The sequence below is a fragment of the Streptomyces sp. NPDC107581 genome, assembly GCF_055657175.1.
The window spans coordinates 1-16337 of the sequence record NZ_JBVKBH010000014.1 but is presented as its reverse complement, the minus strand read 5'-3'; the positions used below and the strand labels follow the sequence as shown (position 1 = coordinate 16337).

12 protein-coding genes are annotated in these 16337 nt (G+C 66.5%); 6 read left to right on the top strand and 6 right to left on the bottom strand.

Annotation, left to right across the window (positions count from 1 at the left end):
* Positions 1-91 precede the first annotated feature (91 nt).
* On the bottom strand, positions 92-361 hold the full coding sequence (locus tag ACZ7P3_RS30495; RefSeq protein ID WP_472086524.1) for a helix-turn-helix transcriptional regulator: 270 nt from the start codon (positions 359-361) through the stop codon (positions 92-94).
* A gap of 995 nt (positions 362-1356) precedes the next feature.
* Between ACZ7P3_RS30495 and ACZ7P3_RS30490 the strand changes: the two genes are divergently transcribed.
* Positions 1357-1578: a hypothetical protein gene (locus tag ACZ7P3_RS30490; protein ID WP_472086522.1), complete on the top strand. Its 222-nt coding sequence runs from the start codon at positions 1357-1359 to the stop codon at positions 1576-1578.
* A gap of 691 nt (positions 1579-2269) precedes the next feature.
* Here ACZ7P3_RS30490 and ACZ7P3_RS30485 read toward each other — a convergent pair.
* From ACZ7P3_RS30485 to ACZ7P3_RS30465, 5 genes are all read right to left on the bottom strand, one after another.
* A complete protein-coding gene (locus ACZ7P3_RS30485) occupies positions 2270-3367 on the bottom strand; it encodes a hypothetical protein (RefSeq protein WP_472086520.1) in 1098 nt (365 codons plus the stop codon).
* A 37-nt stretch (positions 3368-3404) separates the two neighbouring features.
* Positions 3405-5618: a hypothetical protein gene (locus ACZ7P3_RS30480; RefSeq protein ID WP_472086518.1), complete on the bottom strand. Its 2214-nt coding sequence runs from the start codon at positions 5616-5618 to the stop codon at positions 3405-3407.
* Positions 5619-5685: 67 nt separating this feature from the next.
* Positions 5686-6171 (bottom strand): hypothetical protein, encoded by a 486-nt coding sequence (locus ACZ7P3_RS30475; protein WP_472086516.1) that lies wholly within the window; start codon positions 6169-6171, stop codon positions 5686-5688.
* Positions 6172-7027: 856 nt separating this feature from the next.
* Positions 7028-8182, bottom strand: coding sequence for a type VII secretion-associated serine protease mycosin (gene mycP / locus ACZ7P3_RS30470; RefSeq protein WP_472086514.1), 1155 nt, complete (start codon positions 8180-8182; stop codon positions 7028-7030).
* Positions 8183-9921: 1739 nt separating this feature from the next.
* On the bottom strand, positions 9922-10422 hold the full coding sequence (locus ACZ7P3_RS30465; protein ID WP_472086512.1) for a hypothetical protein: 501 nt from the start codon (positions 10420-10422) through the stop codon (positions 9922-9924).
* 661 nt (positions 10423-11083) lie between these two features.
* Here ACZ7P3_RS30465 and ACZ7P3_RS30460 point away from each other — a divergent pair.
* From ACZ7P3_RS30460 to ACZ7P3_RS30440, 5 genes are read left to right on the top strand one after another with little or no spacing between them, the layout of a single operon-like run.
* The gene (locus ACZ7P3_RS30460; protein ID WP_472086510.1) at positions 11084-11530 is read left to right on the top strand and encodes a class I SAM-dependent methyltransferase; all 447 of its coding nucleotides are present in this window, start codon (positions 11084-11086) and stop codon (positions 11528-11530) included.
* Positions 11488-11859 carry a hypothetical protein gene (locus ACZ7P3_RS30455; protein ID WP_472086508.1) on the top strand — a complete coding sequence of 124 codons (372 nt, stop codon included), beginning with the start codon at positions 11488-11490 and terminating at the stop codon, positions 11857-11859. Before ACZ7P3_RS30460 ends, ACZ7P3_RS30455 begins: the two co-directional genes overlap by 43 nt.
* 5 nt (positions 11860-11864) lie before the next feature.
* Positions 11865-14510 (top strand): SUMF1/EgtB/PvdO family nonheme iron enzyme, encoded by a 2646-nt coding sequence (locus tag ACZ7P3_RS30450; protein WP_472086506.1) that lies wholly within the window; start codon positions 11865-11867, stop codon positions 14508-14510.
* The gene (locus tag ACZ7P3_RS30445; protein ID WP_469602157.1) at positions 14507-14773 is read left to right on the top strand and encodes a hypothetical protein; all 267 of its coding nucleotides are present in this window, start codon (positions 14507-14509) and stop codon (positions 14771-14773) included. The genes ACZ7P3_RS30450 and ACZ7P3_RS30445 overlap by 4 nt, the downstream gene beginning before the upstream one ends.
* Before the next feature lie 49 nt (positions 14774-14822).
* On the top strand, positions 14823-16052 hold the full coding sequence (locus ACZ7P3_RS30440; RefSeq protein WP_472086504.1) for a hypothetical protein: 1230 nt from the start codon (positions 14823-14825) through the stop codon (positions 16050-16052).
* The last annotated feature ends 285 nt before the right edge of the window (positions 16053-16337 follow it).

Below are 16337 nucleotides of genomic sequence, written 5' to 3'. Positions count from 1 at the left end.
ACTCAGTTGGGTATGGTCGTATGGCATGGTGGAAAGCTGGGCGCCGGGACTCCGAAATTCGACGCACCGTCTTAGGGCTCGTGCACAGCCTTCAAGGAGTGCGTACCGTGCGCTTCATCGGCTTCTGGGTGAGAGGATTGAGAGCAGCGTTGGAACGTGAATCCGCCTGCTCCTGCGCTATGACCCACTCATTCAGCGCTGAGATCCTGTACATGACGCGGTGGCCCATGCGGAAGCTGGGCGGACCCTGCCGCCGGTGACGCCAGACATACAGGGTGTTCGGTGAAACGCCAAGGTATTCTGCCGCCTTGTTCAGGTTCAAGAACGCGGCTTCATGCGTGGATGCGATCTGGTTGTGCATGTCTGGTCTCCAGTGTGAGAAGAGTTGATGCACTCACGATCCGGAGAAGTCCGGCATTGGTGAAACCGGGAAATTGTGGTAGTGCGTGTTTTGGGCTGCATCAGGGGTGCTGAGGTGCGACTGTCGATTTCGGGCTTAGCAGTCCATGGCGCTGGATCCTCCTCTCGCTGAGCTGCGGTTTTGCCAGCACCCGTACGTTGACATGGTGTTCGCGCAGGTCTCAAGTCATGGCCGTCTGCCGTAGGCGAACTGCCGTGAGCGTTAGCGACGGGTGAAACAACGGGGGGCTGATAGCCGCGGCGCTTCCGTCAAACGCCAGCTGTGGCCGGCGTGATGTTGCGATCAACCAGTTGCCTGAAAGAGGTCGTTGATCCAGATCATTGAGGCGCGGAGGTGGAGGCCGGGGAGGTAGCTCTCGGGCTGCAGCTGCCGAATATTTCATCCGACTAGATCAGGCGGGCGTACTGATACGGGTGGATCACTCCGGCGAACCGGTCTCGGCGGCGTATGTCCACGACGGCTGCGGGAAAGGCATGCTCGGCGTACGACGGCTGTCGAGATGAAGCTCGCCACGTGCTCTCCGGAGCGGCAAAGCGAGGACGACGTGCTGACCGCCACCGCGTCTGTCGGAGGCCACATCATCGGCTGCGCCGAGGACTGGGAGGTGTCGAGCGCCGCCGACCCGATGACCCAGCCGAAGCTGGGCCCTTGGCTTCGCGATGAGAGGGGCCTATACGACGGTGGCTGCAGCCGTAACCGGGCTCGGCTGCAACGTCGTGGACTGCTTGAACACCGGTTAGTTAGTGCGTCCGCTGGGGAGCCAGAGCCTTCTTCAAACCTGTGTGCATCCACCGGCACACGACTTCGCCCTGACGTCCCGTGTCGCATGCAGAACAGAACCCGGCGTATGGCCCGGCTCGTCTGCTTTATGGCTCTGCCCTCGTCGGCGGTCTCTGAACCTGGTCCCCTTCGGGGTCGGTGAGTTTTGACCCCGTGTGCAGTTGTTCAAGACCTTGCACCACGTGCGGGATGTGACGTTCGCCGAGGACGCGTCGAAGATCCATACCGGGCCCGGACCGGAGAACATGGCGACGCTGCGGAACCTGGCCATCAACACGCTGCGGAACGCCGGGCACCACAGCATCGCCGCCGGGCTACGCGGCTTTCACCCGCCCGTTGGAGCTGCTCGGCCTCGCCTGACCTGCACCGCAGCATGATCACCCGGACTTTGAATCAGCCCTGGCCGTAGGGCGGGATGAAGTTCCCTCTTCGACGTGGACCTGTACCAGAGCCTTCTCCGGCACGGCCATGTGCGATGAGGTGCCCGGCGGTTGAAGTGCCCCTCCGTAGTCGCGTGGATCGGGTAGTCGGCGCGCATGCCGCCCTGACCGGGAGTTGGCTCACCGGGGCGAGAACCCGGCCTGCCGCCTCGGCGCGCGCGGACGCGCCGTCGTCGTGCGCTGCGGGATCAACGGCGCCCTATCCGTGCCCCTGCCCTGGCACCCCTCCCACGAGGCCCCCGGCTGGTGGACTCGGATCGGCGGCCGCTGTTTCCTGGAGTTCGAGCGGTAGCCGGGACGGATGGGGGCGACGTGATCAAGGCGGTCGGTGAGCTGGGGCCCGACATCCGAGGGCGATCCGGGTGCGGAGCGAGAGCGGTGGGCGCGAGGTCACGGGCAACCCGCTGTGCGCGCAAAACAACGGCCAGGTCGTCTTCCTGGACGGTCGCACGGTCTCACTCGCACAGCTGGACCCATCGTCGCTCCTGCGTGAACTGGTCCTGCTGCGAGCTCGTCGATGAACGGCTGCAGCTTCTTGCCGCACCCGAGGCTTGTCCCCCGGCGCGAACTCGGCGGACGGCAACGCCGAGGTGCAGGTGAGCATGTAGCCACCGCGGCCGCCGTTGCTTCACGACTGGGTCACCATCCGTACGTCGCTGCAGCCGTGCTGCTTGGCTTCGTGGTCGGCGAAGGCCTGCAGGGCGGAGCGGGCGAACGAGGCGGAGTAGTGCGGGACCGGGTAGGTGTCGGTGTCCCTGTCGTACAGGTGGTACAGCACGAACACCGCCTGCTGCGTGGACTGCGGGCATGTCGCGGTGGCCCACGCGTAGTCGCGGTCGCTGTGGGTAGGGCCGTAGCCTTCCTTGAGTTGATCGCCCTCGCTGGTCAGGAAGTCCCTGGCGGCGGCACCGTAGTAGGCGTAGAGACCGTAGCCCGGCTTGTTCGCCTTCGTGACCAGGTAGCAGTTGGTCTGCGGTGCATCTGGGTCCGCCGGGTACTCCATGATCTGCGGGGTGTCGCTCTGCGCCGATGCCGTGCCGCGCAGTGCCACGCACGAGCCCTGTGCCTGCTGCAGCGGCTTCGCCGTGTCAGGCGTGCCGAGACGTGCTGTGGACAGGCCGGTGAGCGGCTTGCCGGCCTTCACCTGGCAGCCGTGCTTCTCGGCCGCCTTCTCGGCGGTCTCGGTGGTCACCCGGCCCAGACCGGTCAGGGTCGTGTTGTTCGACGTGCCGAGCAGATCACCGTAGGCGACCAGGGCTTTGCTCTTCTCGTTCACGCAGTCGAGCGCGACCATGACCTGGTAGGTGCCGCCCTCGTACCTGAGAAGACCGGACCAGCCGTGGCCGAGCGGGGACGCCTGTTCCTTCATTCCGTTGTAGTCCGCGTTGTACCAGGTGAGGGTGGAGGAAGGAACTTTCGAAGTGCTCCAGCGCAGCTTCAGCTCCAGGGAATTGCCCTGCGGACCGGATGAGTCGTGGATGCGGCAGGCGGCCAGGTAGTCACTATCGCCCTCGCCGTCGGCACTCAGGTGCGACGAGTCCAGTGCCGCGCTGAGCCCGCCCTGGGCCAGGACGCCGTCGCAGGCCCGGTCCAGTGAGCTGTCGTCACCCGCGGAGCTGAAGGTCCCGGCGCCGTAGAGCACGGCTCCCACCAGCGCCAGGACCAGCAGGAACGCCCCTGCGTACCACCCGGCGTGTATACGTCGGAACTCGGATTTCGTCTGCATCGTGCTCATTCTGTCGAAGGCCGCCGTTGTACGCAGGTCAGCGGTCGGCGCGGAGTGTGCTCAGGGTGCGGTCACGCCCGTGGGCGTAGTCGTCCTGGCCCGCGTGGACGTAGTACTTCGTCCAGTCGCTGTCGACGGCGTGACCACGGCTGTCCGCCCACGACCTGACCAGTTTCTCGACGTCATGCTGGCCGGCGTCGTAGGTCTTGGCGTTGTCCTCGGTCGCGGCGAGGTTCGCCTCGGCCACGTGCTCCTTGTTCGACTCGTACGCCCACACGTCGAGGGTCCTCTGGCTGAGGTCTCCCACGGGGCTGAGGTCCTTGTCGGGGTTGAACATCAGCGCCGTGCTGAGGGATGTGCCGAGGCCGTGGTTGAAGTCGGCGGCCCACTGCGTCTTCTTGAATCGCTCGTCGTAGATGATGTCCGACCGGATGCCGTCGTACGAACCCAGGGCGCGGGACGACTCCACGATGCGGTCCCGGATCGTCTTGTCGCCGGCGTCTTGGGGGATCGTGTCCAGGGTATGGTGCGAGTACTGCTGCTCGGCTCCGTAGAGGTGGCCGAACGCCTCCGGGTCGTTGGCGATGCCGCGCATGACGGCGGCGAGTCGCTGGTGCCCGACGGCCATGTGCGCGCCGTCCTTGTCGCTCCAGACGGACCCCGGGCTCTTCCAATCGATGTCGTACTTCGACGACGACTCCGCGTAGGTTTCGTGGGTGTCGGCCGTGTACGACGTCATGATGTGAGCCAGCGGCTTGACGAGGTTCGTCGGCAGGTCCTGGGCGTGCTTGTCGGTGTACAGCGTGTTGATCGTCTGCTGCAGGATGCGAGCCTGCGGCTCGCTGTGCTGGCCGATCGGGTGGTATCCACCGGGCGCCTGGCCGGTCGCCGCGGCCTCCAGAGCCGCACCGAAGCCCTTGCGGACGTCACCGTCCTCCGCCATGACGGGAATGCCGACCGTCGTGCCGCCGGGCGGGGTCGCGAAGTGATCCACGACGGTGTTCCAGTTCCGCCCGTGGAGCAGGTACTGCAGGTTGTCGTTGTGGGCCGGGTCCAGATAGTCGGTGCTGGTCTTCGGATCGTGGGACATGATGCCGAGTACGCCGTCGAGTGGGTCGTTGGCGAACCAGCCCCGGTCCTTGCCGCTGAACTTGTCCCGCAGGGCCCAGATGGACTCGCTCGGGTTGTCCCCCTTGGGTATGTACGACTCCTCCGCATGCCGGATGTCGTCGGCGGTGTCCTCCAGGAACTTCCCGTTGTAGCCGTTGCCCTGCTGCATCAGAGTCACGAGGCTCTGGTAGCCGCGGACCTTCTCGTCCGGGATGGGACTGAGGCCGTCGACCTTGAACTGTTCGGTTCCGGCCTTCTGCATGTCCGCGCGGAAGTTCTTGTAGAACGCCGAGTTCGGGTCCTGGGTCGCGGTCGCCAGCGTCGCGGCGAGCCCCTTCTGGATGTCCAGGTACTGCCCGCTGTGCTGCTTGTCGTCGTGGTAGGCGAGACCGTCGAGGCTGCTGGAGAGCTGCAGCGTGCCCTTGGCGCCCAGATCGTCCAGGAGGGTCTGGCTGAAGGCCTTGTCGCCGGAGTGGTCTTGGAGAAGCCGCTGCAGTTCCTTGTAGTCGGCCGCGGAGGCCTTGCCTGAGTCGATACGCTGCGCGATATCGCTGGCCTCGTCCGCCTCGTACTTCTCGATGTCGCCCTGCGCCTTGCCGTTGAAGCCGTTCATCGTGCCGTCGAAGAGGTCAGAGTCGATCACGACGGCCTGGAAGGCGACCTCGACGTCCTTGTCGGCATCATCCACGTCCTTCACGCAATGGTCGATGCGGGCCTGCCAGGAGGCGACGTCCTTGCGGATGCTGTCCTGATAGTCGGGGTCGTGGGCGAGCGCCTGCCGGTCCCCCCGGCTGAGCTTCCCGGTGTCGTACGAGACCAGGCCCTGGTCTGACACCCTCATCCCCTTGGCGACGGCGTCGTCCCGGGCCGACTCCAGCTTCTTGCGGAGATCCACGAACTGGGTGTGCGCATCGCGGAGGAGTGAGGCGATCGCCTTGGCCTCGACCTGGGCTTTCTTGAACTCATTGAGAGTGATGCCGAGGCGCTTCTGGGCGGCATCCCCGCTGAACCCCGTCCACGACGGACCGAGGGTGATGCCATGCACATCCTTCCCGTACGCCGTCTCCTGCTTGTGGAACTCCTTCGCCATCCCGTCCCAGCGGTCGGCGGCCGTTGTGAGCGTGGACAGGTCGGTCGTCATGATCTCGTGGTACGTCGGCATGGGTCCCCGTTGAGTGCGATGGCGTACGAGTCGAATCAGGAAGAGGTCAGTTCTGCGGCGGCTGTGAGTACTGGTCGAGCGCCGACGGCCTGCGCACTCCTGCGGCGACATCGATATCCGTGCCCTGCAATGTGGTGTTGGCGGCCCGCAGTGACCCCTTGTCCGCCGACAACAGGTTCATGAGGTCCTGGACCTGCTCGCCCCACGTCTTGTGCGCCTCCTGAACGGCTCCGGACGTCAGCCAACCGTGCCCGTCCTTCGCCCCGAACGCCTTGACCACGGCGCCCGTTTCGTGGTCCGCCCAGGCCCCCGCCGTGCGGGTGTCCGGCTCGATGTGCTGCTCGATCGCATTCGCCGCGGCCTGCTTCTCAGCAGGCGACGACGTCAGACCTGACTGACCGCCGAAGGAACCGCCCCCTCCTCCTGGATCGGCCAGTTGGTTCAGCCGCATGCCGACCGGCTGGGCAGCCGCGTTTCCGGTTATGTGCCGATCTCCTGCTGTGCCAGCCACGAAGTCTTTGCCCCCGTCCACATGTTCTTGGCGTGCTCCTGCCAGGATAGCGATCCGCCCATTGCCTCCAGGGCGACGGGTACTGATCTGTGACGAGCCCATCGCATTAACCAACTAAGACAATGGGCCAGGCGGGGGCCCTGGGACGGGACCGGAGGGCAGTGGGCCCCACTGCTGCGGAGAGACCCATGCAGCGGCAAGCCGACGGCGGTGACGGCTGCGTCGGACAGCGGTGACGACGACGATGGTCGCCGCCGCGGCAAACGCGGCAAGGAAACAGCCGATCCCCGCGGCGATGCTGCCGATCGTGGCTCCCACCCGGGGCTGGTCTCCCAGTGCGAACTCGGCCGGCAACTCTGAAGTGCAGGTGAGCGTGTAGTCGCCGCTGCTGCCGGGCTTCACCTCCAAGACACGCTCCCAGCTGCGGGACCCGACGGTGATGCTGAAGCTGCTGTTCGGCTGGGTCATCGACCCGGACCGCATCGACGGGATCCGGCAGTTGACCCTGCCCCGCCCGGACTGCGAGACGTAGATCGCCTTGGTCTTCCCCTCGACGAAGCTGAACGTCCGTGAGTCACCGCTGGAGAAGCTCCGGGCCGTGTCGACAGAGTGCACAGTGCTGTTCACCGTCGTTACGAGGAAAGCGGTACCGACACCGACCAGTACGAGACCCAGCACCGCGGCCACGAGGTACCAGATGCGCCGGGGCCGCAGGTCCTTCGCCGGGATGTTCGGCGGCGGAGGCGGCGGGCCGCCGTACGGTGGTCTCCACGGGTACGGATTCTGTATCGCCACAGTGACGCATCGTACGATAATCGCTGCGGCAGAGTGTCGTGGTGTGGGCTGACGCCGGTCAGTGGTGACACCGATGAGCCCACTATGCGGCTGCACGCCGACGCTTTCTCGTGACGACAGCCGCGACGACTCCACCAATGAGTACAACAGCCCCGACCCCCAGTGCGACCCGCAGGGTGTCGCTACCGCCCTTGTCGGAGGAAGCTTCGGCTGCCGCTTTGCCGTCCGTCCCCTGCGAGGCGGAGTCCTTGGAATCGGCAGTGGCCGCAGAGGGTGACGCGGAAGAAGCTACGGCCGAGAAGTCCGGAAGCGGGTAGATGCTGGCCGGCCCGGGATCACCGGGGTTCTGCAGGGCGATGCGCGGCCGCACGATGCCGTAGCCGATGGAGTCGTTGCGCTTGGCGCCGTTCGTGGGGGCGCCGGCGGTGTTGAGCATGACGCGGAGGACCTGGTTGTTGGTCCAGGTCGGGTGCTTGGACCAGATGAGGGCGGCGCTGGCGGAGGCGAGGGCGGTGGCGTCGCTGGTTCCGTGGGAGCGGCAGAGGTCCTTGCCGTTCGGACAGGCGTGGTACATCTCGTCGCCGGGGGCGGCCATGTCGATCTGTGCGCCGTACTGGGATTCCTTCGTCTTGCGGAGATCACGGCCCACGGCGCCCACCGCCACCACGCCTGGAGTCCCGGCGGGGTATTCGATTTCCGAGGTGCCGTCATTACCGGATCCGGCGAAGATGAGTGCTCCCTTGTTCAGGGCGTACTTCACGGCAGTCGTGAGTTCGTCAGAGCCCATGGGCGCGGCCATGGAAATGTTGATGACCTTGGCGCCGGAGTCGACGGCGTACCGGATTCCTCGGCTCACTTCTTTGCTGAACTCAACGGTGTTGTCCGGTATGCGGACAGGCAGGATCTTGGCGCCCGGTGCGAGACCGAAGGTTCCGTCACCGCCGTTCGCCTCGCCTGTGCCCGCGATGAGGAGGCCCATCGTAGTCCCGTGGCCGAAGTGACTCGCCTGTTTGTCCACGGGGGACCCCGGTGCCTCGTCCAGGCCGGGAAGCACCTGTCCCTTCAGGTCAGGAATGCTGCCGTCGACGCCCGAGTCGATGACCGCGACTGTGATGCCTTTGCCCGTGCTCGTCCGCCACATCTGGTCGGCCTTCATGTCCGTGAGGTACCACTGCTGTTCGCGAATGGTCTCTGCGTGGGCTGGTGCGGCGGTCACGGCCACCAGCAGCAAGCCCACGGCTCCGGAGACAACGCTCCCAAGACAGCCGTTCCTCAACGTGTCGGCAGGCATCCGCTTCCTCTTGGATCTCGTGATTCTCGTGGTTCTGGGCTGCTGTATCGGAGAGTGTCAGTCGGTGGCGGGAGGCTCTGGTCGGGGGTCTTCCGGGCACCCGTTCTTCCGTGGCTCGGCGCGCTTGCGGGTCGATTGACTCTGCTCGCTGTTCCGGCGCGAGGCTGACGGCCTGGAGCCGTTCGCTGACGCTTCAGTACCTCCCGACTGGGTCGCGGTTCGCTTGAACGGCCGGTCGGCCGAACGCGTCTGCTGTTGTGGGCGACCCCCTACGATGCCCTTGTCGGCAGGCGGGAACCCGCCTCGCCGTTCGGCCGGGGCTGACCCCTGGACGCGGTTCGCCCCTCGGGGGCCAGCGCCCATGGTCCGTCCGGCAGGCCCACGCCCGGTCGTGCCGGACACGGGTGTCTCGCCGCCCACGACGGTACCCCGCGGCAATCTGTCGGCCGGCTGGCCCGTAGTGGGTGTGGTTGGGCGACCCCCGATGATGCCCTTGCTGGCCGGCGCACGCCCGGGTGCCTCACCGGCGACCGCTCGCCCGGGCATCGCAGTGGTACGGCCTCCCGTCACCGGCTGCGCCGGACCCACGGGGCCTCTGGGCGTGGTCGCGCCGCCAGTGGCTGGTCCACGTGTCGGTGTGGGTTCCGCGATCTCCTGTCGCGGCATGGGCATCGGACGGCCACTCGTCACCGCACGCCCCGTGCCTCCAGGGCTCACTGGCAGGCCGGAACCGTGGCTTGAGGGCAGCGGAAGAGGGCCCACAGGCGGCGGCGTGCCGCCTCCAGCCCGTCCCCCTGTCGGCACGTCAACTGGACCTGGAGCCGGAGCCGGAGCCGGAGCCGTAGTCGGTGCCGGTGGCGAGACCACCGTTTCGTCGATCTTCGTGCCTATGTGGGCTGGGACCTCAGGTAACGATTGGTGTACCGCCCCTCGGCCGGTCTGGTTTCGCACCTCGGAAACGCTGGCTGTGGCGGCTCCGCCATCTTGCGCCGCTTCGCGCACCGGCCGGTGTGTTCCCGTCGTGGCCGTCAGCCCGGCCGGTCCCTGAGATGCGGACGTCCCGGCGCTGCTGCTGCCGCTTCGCACACGTTCGTTTCCGTCGACGAACTTCCCCTCATTCGGCTGAAGCACCTTCGGCGGCGGCGGAAACTTGGGCCTCTCCAGCGCATCCATCTGCGTGGCCGAATGCGAGTACGACTGGCCCAGCTTCCGCATCTGCGCCGCAGCTTCCAGACGCACCCTCTCCTTGCTCGCGGCCAGTGCCTCCAACTCGGCCTTGGACTTGGCGCTGACGGTGGCGGCGTCCGGGTCGTTGTGCGCGGCCGTTGCCGCGTCCAGGTTCGCCTGCGCGCTGTGGGTGTCGCGGGGGATCGATGCCTGTACGGTTCCGATAGCCGCGGATGCCTCCCGCAGCCACTTCGCCGCGCCGTTGCTGAAGTCGCCGAGCCGGAGAGTGGAGTTGGCCAGGTCGCCCGCCCAAGTACGGAAAGCGTCAGCGCCCGCGCCCTTCCACTCCACCCACTGCGGGCGGATTTTGAGCTCTTCGGCGATCTTGTGGATCTCTTCGGCTGCCGCGGTCAGCCGGTCGGCCGCGGACTGCACCGTGCCGGCGTTCGCCTGGTCCAGCCAGGCGAGCATCTGCTCGTGGCTCATGTCCTCGAAGGGTGTGCCCTCACCGCGCCGCATCAGATGGTGCCTCCCGCGTCACTGCCGCCGCTTGTCTGCGTCGGCGGCCGACTTCCCTTGGTCTCGCTGCCACCGCCTTGGCCGCTCGTGTGTGTCTTCGGCGGGACCGAGGGGTCGTAGCTCCCGCCGTAATGTTTCGTCGTCTCCGTGCTGATCGCGGCCATGCGGTCGCGGATGTCCAGGTCGATGTTCTGGTAGCCCTTGTGCGAGGCCAGCACCGCGATGCCCATACCCTCCATCGAATCGGAGAGCAGCTTCGACAGGGTCTCCAGATCGCTGATCACGGCCTCGTACTTGGTGAACAGGCCGGCCGCCTCCGCCCACCCCGTGCCCCCGCCACCGAGTTGGTGGCGTACGAGTTGTTCCTGCCCGACCTTGCCCTGTCCCGCCGCCGAGCCCTTCAGATCGCGGATCAGGTCATCGACCCGCTTCTGGAACTTCGTGAACGACGACAGTTCAGTGGCCAGGTCGGCGACAGCGTCCTGCATCCCGTCGAACATGCGGGACACCCACGATGCCGGTTGCCCACCCGCCCCCGCGTCACTCGGCAGCACAACGTCCTCCCCCTGTGGTCAAAAGGCCAAGGCCTCACCAACAACTCTAGCTACGATCAGTGACACTCCCGGCTCGTCCCGTATCAAAGGCGATCGAAATCGGTCAGTGTGGCTCGGAATCAGGGTCAATACCAGCGCGTGTCGGTGGCCCCGCCGGGGCAAACCGAGCTTCCGTCTCGCTGCCTATTACGGCCCCTACACCAACGCTCCGCGCCACAACCCCAGCGCGATCCGTACGACTACGTCAGAGCCAACGGCACCAACGATGGCAAGTCCTGCACGACCGCCCCATGCCCCACCGGCACGGCGCTGTACACACTCGAGCCGCTCGCCTCCCACTCCAGAGCCCGCGTCTCCGAGCGCCAGGCTTTCGTCGCCTTCGCGGCACAATCAGCCCAGCGCCACGGCTGCGGCACGCCAGCGAAGCCGTGAAAAAGTAGATGGGCCACGGCTCCTCACCGCAGTTGGTCGCGAACGTCACAGATGACGTGATCGGCACTGCACCGCTCGGCCAGTTACGGACTGTAGCGGCGTCAGCACTCGCGATAGCCTGCCCTGTGCCTTGTGCGGTACAACCGGCGACACACGTGGGGCACCGAGGGGGATCGTGGAGCGGCGCGATGTGCGAGGGCACTACGAGGAGCTGGCAGCCGAGTACGACGAGCACTGGGTCTACGGTCCGCACTACATCCCCTGGATGTCCGGCCAGATCACCAAGGCGCTGCGGCTCGCCCCGACGGACCGGATCGCCGACGTCGGCTCCGGGACGGGCCTGTTCGCCAGAGAGGTGGCCAACCATGTCCAGCCTCACCACTCCATTCTGTGCGTCGATCCTTCCGCGGCGATGCTCAGTCAGCTCGGCACGCCGCCTCCGACTGGCCTGACGCCGATCGTTGCTTCCGCCGAGGACATTGCCGAACGACGTACTCGTCTGCCGTACGACCAACTCGACGCAATGTGGCTGAAAGAGTCGGTCCACCACGTGGCCGATCCGGAACACACGCTCCGCGGTTGGCCGACCGGCTGGCGCCCGGAGGCCGGCTGCTGGTGGTGATGCTCCCGGCCACCATCCAGTATCCGCTGTTCAAGGCGGCACTTGTGCGCTTCGAGGAGTTGCAGCCGGACCCGGCCATCATCGAGGGACATCTGCGCACTGCTGGGCTGGAAGCCAGTCTCAGCCACGTCGAGCATGAGCTGCGCATCGACCGGGACAAGTACCTCGGCATGGTGCGCTCCCGCTACATGTCCCTGCTCTCCAGCTTCAGCGACAGCGAGATCGAGAAGGGCATCGAAGAGATGCGCGTCGCCCACCCAGAGCCCGTGCTGGCGTTTCCCGACCGGTTCGCGTTCGTCCTCGGCCGGCGACCTGGGGAGTTCATGTGAGCACCATGGTCGACGAACGGCTGCGACGCCTGCGGAGTGAACTCGACGACCACTCCCGGATCGCCGATCGACTGGGGCTCGATCTGGAGCGGCCGTTACGGTCCCTCAACGACGGCTATCCCGAGAACGCGGTCGCCCTGGTCGGGAAACTGACCGAAAAGCTGCTCAAGGAGCTGTGGCGCCACCACGACGTCGAGGGCGATCCTTCGACGAAGGCGCTGAACGACCTGGTCAAGCGCTGCCGTCCGTACATTCGCAGCAGCACCGTTCTGGATGCGCTCGACGACATTCGACGGCTCCGCAACCGGTCTACGCACGACGGGTACGACATCAGCGACGAGGACGGGCTGCTGGCGGTTCGCAGGCTCGTGGACGTGCTGTTCTGGTTCACCGACACCGGGAGCGCGGCGCTCCTCGGCGGCGAGCCCGACATGGCGCCCGAGGTGGCCCGCCGCTGCGAGTTCCTCGCCGGGCTGTACGTCACCCTCGGCTACCGGCAGGCCAAGCGGTCCGTCCTCAGCCCCGACACCGTGTACCAGCTGTTCTGCCGTGAGTCGGGGATGCGCCTGGAGTACGTGGAGCTCATGCTCTCCCGGGACGCCGACGACCTGAGTACCGTCCTTTCCTCCAGCGACGGGGAACTGCTGCGTACCCGATTGCCCAAGCTCACGCGGTTCGTCGTCCTGGACGACGACGGCGGTGCGGAGCCCGGCGCCCTCCACCGGATGCTGGGTCTGGACTTCCGGATCGTGCGTTACGACGGCTTCGTCGACACGCTCGTGAATCTCGATACGCACCTCGCCCATCTCACCTCCGCTGACAACCAGGGGGAGCCGCGGTCTGCTGTTGCCGCGGCAGCGCTGACCATCGATCCGCGCACCGGCGAGTCGAGCATGGAGCAGTCCGGTGATGCGGCGAAGCTCCTGACCCGCCTGGCGTGCGGCAGTGCGAACGTGCTGGTCACCGGTCGTCCGGGGAGCGGCAAGAGCACGCTTCTGCGCTCGCTGGCTGCCAACCCGGAGGTCCGTCGCTTCCGCTTCTACTTCGACCTCGGTCTCAAACCGAAGGACGAGCCGTTCTCCGAGTACGCGGCCCGCCTCCTCGCACCGGCCATGATGTCGGACCGCTCGCGCGCTTACGACCTCTTCCTCTACCTCATCCGTTCCGGGACCGCGCTGTGCGTGCTGGACGCCGTCGACGAAGGCGTCGACGAACCGAGCTCTGCCGGCTTTCTACGCCTGTTCACCGATCTCGCGGCCGTCCTGTCCGCCGAATCGGCGGTGGTCATGAGTTCCCGGGTATCCTTCCTCGCGGACTCGCCACAGGTACGTCAGCTGCTGGACAGCGGCGCGGGACGCTCCGAGCAACTGGTCGAGCAGATGTACGCGAACGGCCTCGACCCTTCCCGCGTGCCCCACTTCCATGTCGTGCGCCTGGCGGAACCTGACGCAACCCCTCTTGAGAAGCGCCTCACCACGTTGCTGAACCTGCCGGCGGGGAAGCCGCTCGCGGACATCCTTGGCGCTCACATCACGCGGACGTTGGCCGGGCGTGGTCAACCCGACCTGGAAGAGCGGTTACCCACCGCGTTCGGACATGCCTTCCTCACCGACCGCGCCGTGTTCTCCGTCCTCGACATACACCGGAAGCTGGGGGCCAATGCCTTCAAGGACGGACGCCTCGATCTCGACGCATGTGTCCTCGCTCCGCTGCTACGGCCCGCCGGCCCGGATCACGTCGCGTTCGTGCACACGGCCTACCAGGAACTCCTGGCCGCCAGGTTTCTGACCGAGCCGGCGAACCGGGACCTTGCAGCCGGCCTTCCGGGCGGCGCCTTCCTCACCGAACAGGTGCGCGCGTTCCTCGCCGGCATGCCCAGCAGCCCAGGGACTGACGACTGCATGCTGCCTGCGGGGACTTACTTGGTCGGGCCGCCCGAACGGCTGCTGATTCGCCGAGTCGAGCATCCCGTTCGCTTCGACCGCTACGCCGTGACCGTCGCGCGCTACCGCCGCTTCCTCAATGCCCTCGACGTGGACGGCACCTCGCAGTGGGACCACCCCGACCAGCCGGCGGGTGTCACACACCGCCCTTGGACCGACCGACTGCGGCAGCCCGACTACTACGAAAACCCGCGCTACGACGCCCACCCGGCCATCTGCGTCAGCTGGTGGAGCGCATACGCCTTCGCCGCGTTCGAAGGTAAACGTCTGCCGACCTCCCTGGAGTGGGAGGCCGCTGCGCGCGGCACCGATGGGCGCCTGTTCCCCTGGGGCGACGCCCCCGACGGTACCCGTGTCAACTGCGCCGACACGTGGGTCGGTCGACCTGTGGTGACGTACCAGGCGTGGTACCGGGACTTCGCCGGTGACGCTGTACGCCGAGCCGGGGCGACCCCCGTCGACGAGCGACCAGGCAACCGCTCCCCGTTCGGCGTCGTCGACATGGTGGGTAACTGCTGGGAATGGACATCCACCAGCTTGGACGACCCCGGCGAGGCGGTCATCTGCGGTGGCAGCTACGACAACCCGATGCGGGCGGTGCAGAGCAGCAGCAAGGGCATCTACCGCAAGCGTGGTGCGAGCAACGCAGTGGGCTTCCGGTGCGTGCAAGACCTCGACGCATCCCAGGCAGAGGAGATGACGGCATGAGCGGAGGCGGGCCGCGTCACGGAACCATTGTGGACAGGCGTCCAAGCGGCGGAGGGATAAGCGGTGCGCTTGGCTCCTACATCGTCCGGGACGACGAGGACGAGCGGTACTACAGCTTCGACTACCGGCAGATCGTGACCGAAGGATTCCGAACCATCCGCACCGGCGAACGCGTCCGCTTTCACGCCAGCAACGAAAGCCCCGACCGGGCCGAATTCGTCATTCGCCTCGACCAGCCCGACCCAGCCGAGTACTACCGGTGAACCTCCATGAGGTTCCACTGCTTGAGGATGTCACGGCGCACGCCAGGAGTTGACCGTCATCCTGCCCGTGCGGCTGTTACACGTTCCCAACTGGCCCGAGGGTCCGTTCCCCTTCGAGCTGGGCAGTCGCCGCACCGACGCCCGCACCCGGTTCACCTACTTCGCCCCTGCCTCCGCCCGCGCGATCTACGGGGCGCCCGGGCGACCACGCCGCTGGCACCTGCCGCTGGACGTCAAGCAGGACGGACTCCACCTGCTGGGCATGGAACTTCTCCGCGCGGCCACAGCTCGCAATCCAGAACATGCCCTGGCCTTCTTGCACTTGAGCGTCGAAAGACCGCTGCTGCCCGTACTGCGCTCTCTGGCTGGCCGACGGCCGAGCCCCATCGACGATCCGCTCGCAGGTCCCCTTGACCCAGCCGGGCTTCTCGCCGGCATTGCCGACGTCCGCAATCCAGACGCACCCTTCGCCATAGCCAGGCCCTACACCATCGCCTTCATGACCCCTGCGTCGCAGCAGACCCCCGCCCTCCGCTCCGGCCTGGAAGGGGCGCTGCCTGCGAGCGCGGATCGCTGGCTGTGGCAACTGGCGTCACGCTCCACCCCGGACGACTTTCCCCTGCCCCCAGAGACTGCCGGCGACCAGCTCAAGGACGTTGTCAGGATCTCCGCAGACTGGAGTGCCCTCGTACTACGTCAAGGGGCCGCCTTCCTCGGCCACCGGGCCGACACTGGCGCCGGCGACTTCTTCGAATTCGCCGCACTGCACTCCCGTACCGTCTATCTCGACGCCCTGCTGCTCGGCGCGCTCCAGCGCGATCACATCGACGAGCTCACCGACGAACTCTCCGAGGTGTTCAACTCCTCACAGCTGGCACACCGGGTTGCCGCACTGGAGAGGAACATCGCTGTCTTCCGCAGCACCTACTGGCGACAGCACCTCACGGCACACGGAGCAGCAAACGACCTGCTGCTCGCCTTCCAGAACCAGCACCGGCTCCCAGCCCGTTTCCATGAAATCCTCGCTGAAGCCGCCGACCACAGCAGACTCGTACAAACTCAGGAAAGCCAGCAGATCAGTGGGGCCCTCGGCGTCCTCACCATTCTCGGCCTGCCACTCGGCACGGCCCTCAGCATCCTGCAAGTCCTCGGCGACAACTCTGTGGCAGACCTGCTCATCGCACTGACACTGTCGGTCGCCGCCGCAGCCGGGGCCCTCACCACACGGTACGGGCGCCTGGTCCTGTCATCCCTGCGGGGCAGGGATGACAGGGCGTAGGAAGCTGCAACCTGCCAGGTGACCTGGTTGAGTAGACGGACCAGTTGATGGCCGGGCGACCGCGTGCACCGGTGATCGCCCTGCCTCTGCGCATTCCTCTCAGCCGTCGTCTACGTGGGTTCCGTGATCTATCGGCCCCCTACGGCTTATGGGACGGCTCTGTCGCGCCGCGGCGTGCTTCTTCTTCAGGCGGGTCTGCTGCACGATCGGGTGACATCTGAACTGGCTTGCCCTGAGGGGCGGGTGGGAAGGATGTCGCTGTGCCCAAGCCCTATCCGGAAGAGT

What these genes read in the sequence shown, in the direction of transcription:
- ACZ7P3_RS30495 (WP_472086524.1), bottom strand. Translation starts at nt 361, where the DNA reads ATGCACAACCAGATCGCATCCACGCATGAAGCCGCGTTCTTGAACCTG.
- ACZ7P3_RS30465 (WP_472086512.1), bottom strand. Translation starts at nt 10,422, where the DNA reads ATGTTCGACGGGATGCAGGACGCTGTCGCCGACCTGGCCACTGAACTG.
- ACZ7P3_RS30445 (WP_469602157.1), top strand. Translation starts at nt 14,507, where the DNA reads ATGAGCGGAGGCGGGCCGCGTCACGGAACCATTGTGGACAGGCGTCCA.
- ACZ7P3_RS30485 (WP_472086520.1), bottom strand. Translation starts at nt 3,367, where the DNA reads ATGCAGACGAAATCCGAGTTCCGACGTATACACGCCGGGTGGTACGCA.
- ACZ7P3_RS30480 (WP_472086518.1), bottom strand. Translation starts at nt 5,618, where the DNA reads ATGACGACCGACCTGTCCACGCTCACAACGGCCGCCGACCGCTGGGAC.
- ACZ7P3_RS30450 (WP_472086506.1), top strand. Translation starts at nt 11,865, where the DNA reads ATGGTCGACGAACGGCTGCGACGCCTGCGGAGTGAACTCGACGACCAC.